Annotated in this window: 8 protein-coding genes and 1 pseudogene; 5 read left to right on the plus strand and 4 right to left on the minus strand. The window is 69.6% G+C overall.

The genetic code is table 11. The features are described 5' to 3' along the window. Positions 1-84: 84 nt before the first annotated feature. A complete protein-coding gene (locus GXY15_00970; GenBank protein NLV39789.1) occupies positions 85-1,776 on the minus strand; it encodes an arylsulfatase in 1,692 nt (563 codons plus the stop codon). A 303-nt stretch (positions 1,777-2,079) separates the two neighbouring features. On the opposite strand from GXY15_00970, the gene GXY15_00975 reads away from it, so the two are divergent. From GXY15_00975 to GXY15_00985, 3 genes are all read left to right on the plus strand, one after another. Beyond that, positions 2,080-3,357, plus strand: a complete 1,278-nt coding sequence (locus GXY15_00975; GenBank protein ID NLV39790.1) for a DegT/DnrJ/EryC1/StrS family aminotransferase — start codon at positions 2,080-2,082, stop codon at positions 3,355-3,357. Positions 3,358-3,523: 166 nt separating this feature from the next. Continuing rightward, positions 3,524-4,561, plus strand: coding sequence for a Gfo/Idh/MocA family oxidoreductase (locus GXY15_00980; GenBank protein ID NLV39791.1), 1,038 nt, complete (start codon positions 3,524-3,526; stop codon positions 4,559-4,561). A 213-nt stretch (positions 4,562-4,774) separates the two neighbouring features. Then, a complete protein-coding gene (locus GXY15_00985) occupies positions 4,775-5,944 on the plus strand; it encodes a hypothetical protein (GenBank protein NLV39792.1) in 1,170 nt (389 codons plus the stop codon). 19 nt (positions 5,945-5,963) lie between these two features. Here GXY15_00985 and GXY15_00990 read toward each other — a convergent pair whose 3' ends face one another. Further along, a complete protein-coding gene (locus GXY15_00990; protein NLV39793.1) occupies positions 5,964-6,539 on the minus strand; it encodes a manganese efflux pump in 576 nt (191 codons plus the stop codon). A 116-nt stretch (positions 6,540-6,655) separates the two neighbouring features. Between GXY15_00990 and GXY15_00995 the strand changes: the two genes are divergently transcribed. Continuing rightward, positions 6,656-7,027, plus strand: coding sequence for a radical SAM protein (locus GXY15_00995; protein NLV39794.1), 372 nt, complete (start codon positions 6,656-6,658; stop codon positions 7,025-7,027). 521 nt (positions 7,028-7,548) lie between these two features. Here the strand turns inward: GXY15_00995 and GXY15_01000 are convergent. Both GXY15_01000 and GXY15_01005 read right to left on the minus strand, forming a co-directional pair. After that, positions 7,549-7,773 (minus strand): annotated as a pseudogene (locus GXY15_01000) (hypothetical protein). Between the two features lie 142 nt (positions 7,774-7,915). Further along, positions 7,916-9,163, minus strand: coding sequence for a Gfo/Idh/MocA family oxidoreductase (locus GXY15_01005; GenBank protein ID NLV39795.1), 1,248 nt, complete (start codon positions 9,161-9,163; stop codon positions 7,916-7,918). 179 nt (positions 9,164-9,342) lie between these two features. Between GXY15_01005 and GXY15_01010 the strand changes: the two genes are divergently transcribed. Then, on the plus strand, positions 9,343-11,152 hold a 1,810-nt coding region (locus GXY15_01010; GenBank protein NLV39796.1), incomplete at its 3' end, for a transketolase.

Raw genomic sequence — 11,152 nt, forward strand, 5'->3', positions numbered from 1 at the left:
CTTCCAGCCGCTTTCTTTGGGCGCACACCACGGCCCAGGAACGCGCCTGGAAGGCGCGTCTACGCTGGCTGCCGGTGTCCGGGATTACCCAACGCGCTCCACCCACACGCGCAATGCGCCGCGGCGCGCGCCGCCGGCCTCGTGGAAGGCTTCGAGGCGGCCGTCGGCGGCGGGGAGGACCAGGCCGGGGAGGGTGAGGCGGGTTTCGCCCGCCGGGAGGGTGCCCTCGGCGCCCGCACCAACCACGGTGAAGAGGATGCGGCGGTCCGTGTCGGCGGCGGGGAACTCCACGGTGGCGCGGTAGTCGCCGCCCTGCGCAATGCGGACCTCCCACCCGCCGTTGTCGGCGTCGCCCCAGCCCTTCGCGCCGCGCCAGTCCTGGCGGGTGAGGACGGAGGGGTTTTCCTGCGGCGCGCCGAGGACGATGCGGGGCGGGTCGTAGCCGCGCGTCGCGCCGACGTCGGCGAACCACGCCTCGTAGTCCGCGCGCAGGCGCCGGACGGTGTCCGGGTGGTCCGCGGCGACATCGGTGGTCTCGCCGGGGTCGGCCTCCAGGTCGTAGAGTTCGGCGCCGTTGACCAGCTTGAAGCGGCGCGTAACGACGGCGGCGTTGCGGAAGGGTTCGGGCGCGTCGCCCCGGTGCCACTGAAGGAAGAGCGTGCGGTCGGGCGCGCCGTCCGCGGTTCCGGCGAGGTGCGGCCAGAGGTTGACGCCGTCGAGGCGGGGCTCCTCCGGCGGGGTGAAGCCGCAGGCGTCGAGGAGCGTGGGCAGGACGTCAATGTGCGCGCCCATCGCGGCGATCTCGGCGCCCGGCGCGATGTGTCCGGTCCACCGCGCGAAGAAGGGCACACGGATGCCGCCCTCGTAGACCGAGCCCTTGCCGTCGCGCAGGCCCGCGTTATACCGCGCGCCGTCGTTGAGGGCGGGGCCGTTGTCGGTCATGAAGCAGACGATCGTGTCCTCCGCGAGGCCAAGCCGGTCCAGCGCGTCGAGCACCTTCCCCACATTCTCGTCGAGGTTGGCGATCATGCCGTAGATGCGGGCGGTCTTCTCGTCCAGCCCCTTCTCCGCGAAGGGCTTCCAGTACGCCTCCGCCACGTCCAGCGGGTTGTGGGGGGCGTTCGTGGCGAGGTAGGCGAAGAAGGGGCGGTCCGCGTTCGCCTCGATGAAGGCCACGGCGGCGTCGGCGAAGACGTCGGTGCAGTAGCCCTTCGTGCGGGCGTCCTTCCCGTTGTGCGAGAGGACCGTGTCGAAATACGACGTGTTGTCCGGCTCCGACGGCTGGCAGATGCCGCCGCCCTTGTGGCACAGCGACTCGTCAAAGCCCTTGTCCACCGGACGCATGGGGTAATTGTCGCCGAGGTGCCACTTGCCGAAGAGGCCCGTGCGGTAGCCCCGCGCGCGCAGCATCTCCGCCAGCGTGACCTCCGCCGGGTCCATCATGGCGCGGCCGAGGTAGGTGTCAATGGCCCGCGTGCGGTGGTTGTAGCGCCCCGTCATGAGACAGGCCCGCGTCGGCGCGCACACGGGGCTTGCGTAGAAGCGGCGGATCCACGCGCCGTCCCGGCGCAGGGAGTCCATGCGCGGTGTTTTCAGGACCGGATTGCCCGTGCAGCCCAGGTCGCCGTAGCCCTGGTCGTCCGTGAGGATGAACACGACATTCGGCGGGCGCTTCGGCCCCGGCTCCGCGGCCCGCACCCCGCCGCCCGCGGACAGCAGCAGCGCGGACGCCGCCCCGGCCTGTTTCAGGAAACCTCTGCGGCTGGATGAGCGCATGGGGGACCTCCTTGGCGGGGCGCCGTGCCCCCGGCGATTCTAGCAGAACGGTCGCGGGGGCGGGAATGCATGGGAGTTATGGGAAGCAGGGGAAGTATGGGAGGTTGGCAAAGGACGGTCTTGAGGGGGCATGCACCCGGCACCCCGGAGAAACCTGTCTGTTCCCCCCCCCTCCCATACTTCCCCTGCTTCCCATACCTCCCATCCCCCCACATGGCGCGCGGGAACCGGAAACGGCTACACTGGGGAGGGTGCCCCCGCCGGGGGGGCGCCGCCGCCTTCAACGACAAAAGGAGTCGCGCGATGAACGAGACGCTTGCCCTGAACGGGGGCCCCAAGTCGGTGCCGGGGCCGCTGCCGCCCTGGCCCTGCCTGAACGAGGCGGCCATTGAGGATGTGGTGGCGACGCTGCGCAGCGGGAAGGTGAACTACTGGACCGGCGAGCGGGGCATGGAGTTTGAGCGGCGCTTCGCGGCGTGGCAGGGCTCGCTGTTCGCCGTGAGCACGAGCAACGGCACGAGCGCGCTCCACACGGCGCTGGCGGGGCTGGGCATCGGCCCGGGCGACGAGGTGATCGTCCCCAGCTACACCTTCATCGCCACGTCGTTCGCCGTGGTGCAGGCGGGCGCGGTGCCGCGCTTCGCCGACGTGAACCGCGACGACCACTGCATCAGCGTGGAGAGCGCGGCGAAGCTGGTGAACCGGCGCACGAAGGCCGTCATCGTGGTCCACCTCTACGGCAACGTGGCGGACATGGACCCGATCCGCGCCTTCGCCCGCGCGCACAACCTGTTCGTGGTGGAGGACAACGCGCAGGCCTTCGGCGGGGAGTACAAGGGGCGGAAGACGGGCACCCTCGGCGACATCGCGGCGTGCAGCTTCTGCCAGAACAAGACCTTCACCACGGGCGGCGAGGGCGGCATGGTCACGACGGACAACGAGGAGGCCGCCTGGCGCTGCCGCAGCTTCCGCGACCACGGCTACGACGTGCGCGAGCGCCTGCGCCTGCTGGAGATGGAGCAGAAGCTCCCGTACATCCACACCATGGCGGGGTTCAACTACCGCATGACGGAGATGCAGTCGGCCATCGGCCTCGCCGAGCTGGACCGCATGGACGCGTGGAACATGCCGCGCCGCCGCCGCAACGCGGGCATCCTGCTGGAGGCGCTGGCGGACGTGCCGCAGATCCTCCACCTGCCCGTCGAGACGCCGGAGCGGCGCAACGGCTGGTTCGTCTTTCCCGTCACCCTCGACATGGACCGCATGACCTGCGACATGGCCGGGTTCCTCGCGGCGCTCGGCGCCGAGGGCGCGCCCTGCTGGAACGTCTTCTGGCCCCAGTGCCACACCGAGGCCGCCTTCCAGAAGCACTGCGCCTACGGGAACTCCGGGTTCCCCTTCACGTCGAAGGAGTACGCCGACCCGGCGTCGGTGGACTACACGCGCGTGGAGGTGCCCAACGCCGTCTGGCACCAGACCCGCACCTTCATCACCTTCGTGTTCCCCACCTACGAGGAGGAGCACATGCGCGGCATCGCCGCCGCCATCAAGAAGGTCATCGCCGCGTTCGCGAAACAATGAAGAATCGTCGTGACTGCCACACAAACCGCCATTCCCGCCACACAGACCGTCATTCCCGCGCAGGCGGGAATCCATCTTGGGTCAGCGGTCATCGCCGCGCGCCAAAGACATGGACCCCCGCGTTCGCGGGGGTGACGGACAGCAGGATGACAAAGGAGGACAGGAAATGAAAGCACGATGGGCGGTTCTGGGGTCCGCGGGCATCGCCCGCCGCCGAACCATCCCCGAGGGCATTGTGAAGGCGGACAACGCGGAGCTGGCCGCCGTCTTCGACGTGGACGCCGCGGCGAACGGGGCGGTCGCCGCCGAGTTCGGCGCGCGCGCCTGCGCCGGCGAGGACGAGCTGCTGGCGTCGGACGCGGACATCGTCTACATCGCCACCCCGGCGTGGCTCCACCACGGCCAGGTCCTGCGCGCGGCGGCCGCGGGCAAGCACGTCTTCTGCGAGAAGCCCCTCGGCATGACCGTCGCCGAGGGGAAGGAAATGGTCGCCGCCTGCGCAAAGGCCGGCGTGAAACTCGGGGCCGGCCTCATGATGCGCTTCCACGCGCAGCACCAGGCCGCGCTGGCCCTCGTGCAGTCCGCCCGCCTCGGCGTGCCCGTCTTCGCGCGCGCCCAGCTCTCCTGCTGGTACCCGCCCATCGCGGGCGCGTGGCGGCAGGACCCCGCCCTCGGCGGCGGCGGCAGCCTCATGGACCTTGGCGGCCACTGCATAGACCTGCTGGAGATGTTCTTCGGCCCCGTCTCCGCCGTCCGCTGCGAGACCGGCAGCCTCGTCCAGGCCTACGCCTCCGAGGACACCGCCGTGGTCCTCCTCGACTTCGCCTGCGGCGCGAAGGGCGCCGTGGACTGCCTGTTCAACGTGCCCGACGCCGCCTCGCGCAACCGCCTGGAGCTCTACGGCTCCCTCGGGAGCATCCTGGCCGAGGGCACCATCGGCCAGGGCGAGGCCGGGCGCATGGAGGCCCTTCTCGAGGCCGCCCCCGGCGACTACGCCGCCGCCCAGGAGCGCACCGCCGAGGGCGGCATTCCCATCGCCCCGCCCCCCGTCAACATGTACCGCGCCGAGGTCGAGGCCTTCTCCCGCGCCGTGCTGGAGGACACCCCGCCGCCCGTCCCCGGCGAGGACGGCCTCTGGAGCCAGAAGGTCCTCGCCGCCTGCTACGAAAGCGCCCGCACCGGCGCGAAGGTCGTGGTGCGGTAGGCGGGATGGACGACATGGACAGTATGGACGACATGGACAGTATGGACGACATGGACAGTGCGGGCGAAGCGGACTACCGCAAGGGCGAATAGGAACCTGTGCGGGATGCTGTTCCCGTTCATAACGTCCATGGGGTCCATTCCGTCCATTCTGTCCGTGCGGGTCCGCGCCCGCGCGTCTTCTTAGAAAGCCCACGCCCCCGGAGAACCTGAAATGAACACCACCCGCCCGAAGCCAAGCGCTCCGCCCACGGTCTTCCACCGGCTTCCTCTTCTCGTCTTCGGCATGTTCCTCCTGTCCACCGCCTCCGCCCTCGAACTCACCTTCCCCCGGGACGGGGACGTGGTGACGCGGCTGGACGGGGGGGAGACGGCGGAGGGGCTGGCGCTGGCGGTGCAGGGGACGGCCCCGGCGGGGGCGGCCGTGCGGGTGAACGGCGTGGCGGCGGCGCGGGACGGGGAGGCGTTCTCGTGCACGGTGCCGGTGACGGGGCGGCGCGCGCGGATTGTGGCGGAGTCGGACGGGGCGCGGGCGGAGGCGCGCATCCTGTGGAACCGGGGGAGTTTCAAGCGCTACCGCTTCTCGGTGGACGACAACATCCAGTTTCTCAAGGACCTGGGCATGAACCCGAAGGCGTACCCCTCGCTCTTTGACCACTGGTACCTGGCGTTCTGGCGGGAGATGCACCAGACCTACGGCGCGAAGATCCACCTGAACATCTACTACCAGACCGACGGCTTTGACCTGTCGCAGATGCCGGACACCTGGCGGGACGAGTGGCGCGCGAACGCGGACTGGCTCCGCCTGACCTTCCACGCGCTGCAGGACAAGCCGGACCGCCCCTACCGCAACGCGGGCCACGCGCAGGTCGCCCACGACTACGACCTGGTGACGGGGCACATCCGCCGCTTCACGGGGCAGGACACGCCGGGCTGCACGACGACGGTCCACTGGGCGGAGTGCCCGGCGGCGGGCGTGCGCGCCTTGCGCGACCGGGGCATCGAGAACCTCATCGGCATCTTCCACGTGAACAATGGCACCTGCACGACGGGGTACTATCTCCCGCCGGAGCAGTGCGCCCGGGTTGACACGCGGCCCGCGTGGCACGACCACGCCACCGGCGTCACCTTCCTCCCCTGCGCGCTGGTGGTGAACAGCCCTCCGGTGGGGGAGATCGTGCCGCTGCTGGAACAGCGCGCGGCGTCGCCGCACACCTCGGAGCTGGTGGAGCTGCTCATCCACGAGCAGTACTTCCGCGAGGAGCTGGACCTCTACCAGCCGACGATCAAGGACAAGGTCCGCACGGCGCTGCAATGGGTCACGGAAAACGGCCACAAGCCCGTCTTCTGGAGCGACGGCTTCCTGGGCGTTCCTGAGCCCTGACCGGAAGGCGCGGCCGCCGTCAGGAGAGGAGGTGCTCGAGGAGGATCTTGAAGCCGATCCCGAGCAGCACGAGGCCGCCGAAGACCTCCATGCCCTTGCCGAAGCGGCCGCCGAGCCGCGCACCGAAGTGCATGCCGGCCAGCGTGAGGGCGCCCGCGACCAGGCCGATGACCAGGGCCGGGTACCACACGGCGACGCCGAGCATGGCGAAGGTGATCCCCACGGCCAGGGCGTCTATGCTCGTGGCCACGGACAGCACCACGAGGCTCCACCCGCGCGTGGGGTCGGTGCGGGGCCGCGTTTCGCCGTCCTCCCCGTCCTTGCTGGAAAGCGCCTCGCGGAGGGCGCGGCCGCCGACATAGGCGAGGAGGAAGAAGGCGATCCAGTGGTCATAGTCGCGGATGTAATCGGCGGCGAGGGACCCCAGGGTCCAGCCGATGACGGGCATCAGGGCCTGGAACAGGCCGAAATGGAAGGACAGCCGGAACATCTGGTGCCCGTCCACCCGGCGCAGGAGGACGCTCGTGGCCACGGCCACCGCCAGGGCGTCCATGGAAAGCCCCACGGCGATGCCGAACAGTTCCAGTCTTCCAATCATCATGCGTTCCCGTGCCGGGTTTGCGGCCAAAGGCGGCATTTTAGCGGCCGGAGGCGGGCCGGGTCCAGCGCGCCGCGCGGGTTTGTGTTAGAATCGCCTGCGGGGTCTGGGCGGTGTTGAACGCACAGGACACGGCTCCGCGCCGCGCGCGGGCCGCCGCGCTGGTGACCCTGGGCGTTGAGCCGGTCTTCGGCTGCAACCTCAAGTGCAACTACTGCTGGGGCGCGTTCGAGGAGGGGCTTGCGGGGACACGGCCCCGTCTCATGGAATGGGATCTTTTCCGCAAGGCCATGGACGAGGCGCCGGACACGGTGGAGACCGTGACCTTCGGCAGCGTCGGGGAACCGCTGATGCATCCGCGCCTTTGCGAGATGATTGCCTATGCCGCCGCCTCGGGACGGCGCACGGCCATGTACAGCAACGGCACCCTGCTTGCGGGGGAGCGCGCCGAGGCCTTGGCCGCCGCCGGCCGCGCCGCGCCCTGAGCGCCGCCAAAGGGGGGCGGAAAACGCGCCGCCCCCGTTCCCTTGTCCGACGGATCCGTCCGATCGGTCCGATGTTCCCCGGCCAACAGCGCCCCCCTGCAAACAACCGCGCCGCCGGGCCGGAGGGCCGCGGCGGCGCGGGGAGTTCTTGCCGGAGGCTTGTTTTACAGCACCGTGAAGTCGGCGCGGCCCGAGATGGCGGACTGGGCAGTGCGCGCGGTGGTCACGAGGGTGTAGGTGCCGGGGGGCGTGTTGGCCGGCATGCGGAAGGGCTGGCTGCTGACCCAGGTGCCGTCGGTGCGCTGGAAGGCCTGGCTGGAGATGTCGGCGACGACACGGTCGCCCTGCATGAGGGTGCGCTGCTCGCTGACCTGGACGCCGGGGCCCGTGCCGAGGAGGGCGTACTGGATGGTGCCCTCGATCTCCTCGCCGGGCCGCACGGAGGGCGGCAGCACCTCGGCGCGCTCGAACCGCATCAGCTCGCCCTGCGCGGGCGTGTAGTTGTAGACCTGCTGGGTCTCCTGGGCGCTCTTTTCCTTGCGCGCCTTGATGTCGTGGATGATCAGGCCCGTGAGGGCGCCCGCGGCCGCGCCGATGAGCGCGCCGGCCACGGCGTTGCCGGACTGGTGGCCGATGATGGCGCCGGCGCCCGCGCCGAGCGCGCCGCCGAGCCCGGCGGCCTCACCGTAGGTCTGGCACCCGGTCACACCGGCCAGGGCCAGGGCCACCACGGTCAAACAGCTCATCACCTTCATCGTTGTCGTCATCGCGCGCTCCTTTCAGCTGCGGATAGTCTCCGTGTACCTAACGAAAATCCCGGCCCGGTTATTCATTCAAAAAGGCGGGGGGCGGTGGCCAGGCACCGCCCCCCGGGGTTTCTGTCGTGGATCAGGCCTGCCCCGGCACCGGGATCGGGCCGAGCGGATAGGCCTTGGCGAAGTCCAGCTCCTCGGGCACGAGGCTCAGGTCGCTCTTGAGCGCGTCGTCCCAGGAGACTTCCGCGCCCGTGTAGGCGGCCATGCGGCCCATGATGGCCGTCAGGCAGCTCTCGGCCACCTGGACGCCCTCGTTGAGGTAGGGGCCCGTGCCCCGGATGCTGGCGTAGAGGTCAATGTGCTCCTGCACGTAGGGGTCCGACGTCTCCTTGCCCAGGTTGCAGCAGCTGCTCTTTCCCTTGGTGCCCGTCACCTCCTCGAACACGGCGTTCTTGGAGTTTTCCCAGTGGCGCGACATGCTCAGGATGTGGACGCCGCCCGGGTACTCGTAGTCGCAGGTGAAGTTGTCCCAGATGTCGCCGTAGCGCTCCTCGAAGGGCTTCCAGGCGCGGCCGCCGGACGCCACCACCCTCTCCGGGTGCGCGTTGAGCGCCCAGTTGATCACGTCGAGGTTGTGCACGTGCTGCTCGAGGATGTTGTCGCCGCAGGTCCAGATCTGGTTGTACCAGTTGCGCAGGCGGTACTCCAGGTCGCTCCATTCGGGCTTGCGCTCGTGGCTGAAGGGCAGGGTGCCGATCCAGTAGGCGCGGCCGGAGAGGATCTCGCCGATCTCGCCGCCGTGGATGCGCTTGACCGTCTCGACATACGGGGTCTGGTGGCGGCGCTGGGTGCCCGCGACCACCGACAGCTTGTTCGCCTCCGCCTTGCGGGCGGCCTCGATGAAGCGTCGGATGCCCACGGCGTCCACGGCCACGGGCTTCTCGGTGAAGATGTGCTTGCCCGCGTTGACGGCGGCCTCGAAGTGGACGGGGCGCGCGTAGGGCGGCGTGGCCAGGATGACGACCTGCACGTCGGTCTTGAGCAGCTTGTCAAAGGCGTCCATGCCCACGAAGACCTGCTCGTCCGTCACGGCGACCTTGGCCCTCAGCTTCGGGTCCTTGATCTTCTCCAGCTCGTGGCGGCAGTTCCGGACCTTGTCCTCGAACGCGTCGGCCAGCGCCGTGATCTTGACGTTGTCCACGCCGTCAATGAGGTTCTTGGCCGCGCCCGTGCCGCGCCCGCCGCAGCCGATCAGGCCGACCTTCAGCGCCTCGGCGCTGTCCTGCGCCCGCGCCGCGCCCGCGGCCAGAATGGAAAATCCCGCGAAAGCGGAGGCCTTCGCGAAGTCCCTGCGGCTCATGCCGCCGTTTCCGATGCCCATGACGAAAATCCTCCTTGCAGTGGTTGGTCCGCCCGTGCGCGGCCGGACACCGCCCGGCGCGCGCTTTCCCCCCATGATAGCAGAACGCCGCGGCCGCATGATATACTTTTCCGGCCCGCGCGCCCCCCTGTTTTGCGCGGGTTTTCGCCCGTCCAAACCCCGAAAGAGAGGAGCACGCGATGAGCTTCCCCCTGAACACCGCCGGCTTCAAGCCCGTGGCCTTCAACCCCTTCACCGACACCCTCACGGCGGACCAGCGCGCCCAGCTGCTGTCCAACATCCAGACCGTCCGCGACACCATCATCTTCTTCACCGCCGTGGCGGGGGCCAAGGGCCTCGGCGGCCACACGGGCGGCGCCTACAGCATCGTCCCCGAGGTGGTCATCGCAGACGCCTTCATGAAGGGCTCCGACAAAATCTACCCCGTCTTCTTCGACGAGGGCGGCCACCGCGTCGCCATCCAGTACGCCATGTCCGCCTTCAACGGCGAGATGCCCATGGAGAAGCTGCTCCAGTACCGCGCGGCGGGCGAGGGCCTCTACGGCCACCCCGAGCTCGACCCCGAGCTGGGCGTGAAGTTCGCCTCCGGACGCCTCGGCCACCTGTGGCCCTTCGTCAACGGCGTTGCCAAGGCCAACCCGGACAAGGTGGTCTTCCTCTTCGGGTCCGACGGCTCGCAGATGGAGGGCGACGACGCCGAGGCCGCCCGCTTCGCCGTGGCGCACCGGGTCAATGTGAAGGTCGTCGTGGACGACAACGACGTCACCATCTCCGGCCACCCGTCCAACTACCTGCCGGGCTACGACATCGGCCGCACGCTCGCGGGCCACGGCCTGCCCGTGGACACGGGGGACGGCGAGGACTTTGACGCCCTCTTCGCCCGCATGGTCGCCGCCGTGAAGGCCGACGGCCCCGTCGCCCTCATCAACAAGCGCCCCATGGCCCCCGGCATCGAGGGGCTCGAGGGCAACCACGCCGGCCACGACGTCATCAAGAAGGAGCTCGGCGCCGCCTACCTCCAGGCCCGCGGCCACGCGGACGCCGTCGCCTACCTCGACACCGTGAAGAAAGTCACCGTCTCCGCGTCCTACCGCGGCTGCACCGCCGAAACCGCCAGCAACCGCACCGAGTTCGGCAACATCGTCAACGGCATCCTCGACGGCATGGATGAGGCCGCCCGCGTCGCCACGCTGCTCGTGGTGGACTCGGACCTCGAGGGCTCCACGGGCCTCAAGGGCATCCGCGTGAAGCACCCGGAAGTCTGCCTCAACGGCGGCGTTCAGGAGCGCGGCAACTTCTCCGCCGCCGCCGGCTTCGGCTTCAAGCCCGGGAAGCAGGGCATCTTCAGCACCTTCTCCGCCTTCCTCGAGATGATCATCTCCGAGCTGACCATGGCCCGCCTCAACGGCGCCAACGCGATCTGCCACTTCTCCCACGCCGGCATTGACGACATGGCCGACAACACCTGCCACTACGGCATCAACGTCATGCTCGCCGACTGCGGCATCGCCGAAAACGACGCCACCCGGCTCTACTTCCCGGCGGACGCGCTCCAGCTCAAGAGCGTCGTCGAGACCACCTGGAACGACCCCGGCGTCCGCTTCGTCTTCACCCTGCGCAGCAGCGTGCCGTTCATCCTCGACGCCAAGGGCGAAAAGATGTACGGCGGGGACTACACGTTTGTGCCCGGCAGGGACGAGATCGTGCGCGAGGGGTCGGCGGGCTACGTCGTCGCCTACGGCGACATGCTCTGCCGCGCCCTGGACGCCGTCGAGCGCGCCCGCGAGGCGGGGCTGGACGTCGGCCTGATCAACAAGCCGACGCTCAACACGCCCGACGAGGAGATGCTGGCGAAGGTGGGCAAGGCCCCCTTCGTCCTCGTGGCCGAGAGCCAGAACATCAAGACGGGCCTCGGCCTGCGCTACGGCACCTGGCTCCTCGAGCGCGGGTTCAGCCCCCGCTACGCCCACATCGGCGTCTCCAAGCCCG

Source organism: Candidatus Hydrogenedentota bacterium (assembly GCA_012730045.1).
Classification (GTDB): domain Bacteria; phylum Hydrogenedentota; class Hydrogenedentia; order Hydrogenedentales; family CAITNO01; genus JAAYBR01.

Excerpts from the sequence above, each read along its gene's own strand:
- GXY15_00970 (NLV39789.1), bottom strand. The coding sequence starts at position 1,776 with ATGCGCTCATCCAGCCGCAGAGGTTTCCTGAAACAGGCCGGGGCGGCG.
- GXY15_00975 (NLV39790.1), top strand. The coding sequence starts at position 2,080 with ATGAACGAGACGCTTGCCCTGAACGGGGGCCCCAAGTCGGTGCCGGGG.
- GXY15_00980 (NLV39791.1), top strand. The coding sequence starts at position 3,524 with ATGAAAGCACGATGGGCGGTTCTGGGGTCCGCGGGCATCGCCCGCCGC.
- GXY15_00985 (NLV39792.1), top strand. The coding sequence starts at position 4,775 with ATGAACACCACCCGCCCGAAGCCAAGCGCTCCGCCCACGGTCTTCCAC.
- GXY15_01005 (NLV39795.1), bottom strand. The coding sequence starts at position 9,163 with ATGGGCATCGGAAACGGCGGCATGAGCCGCAGGGACTTCGCGAAGGCC.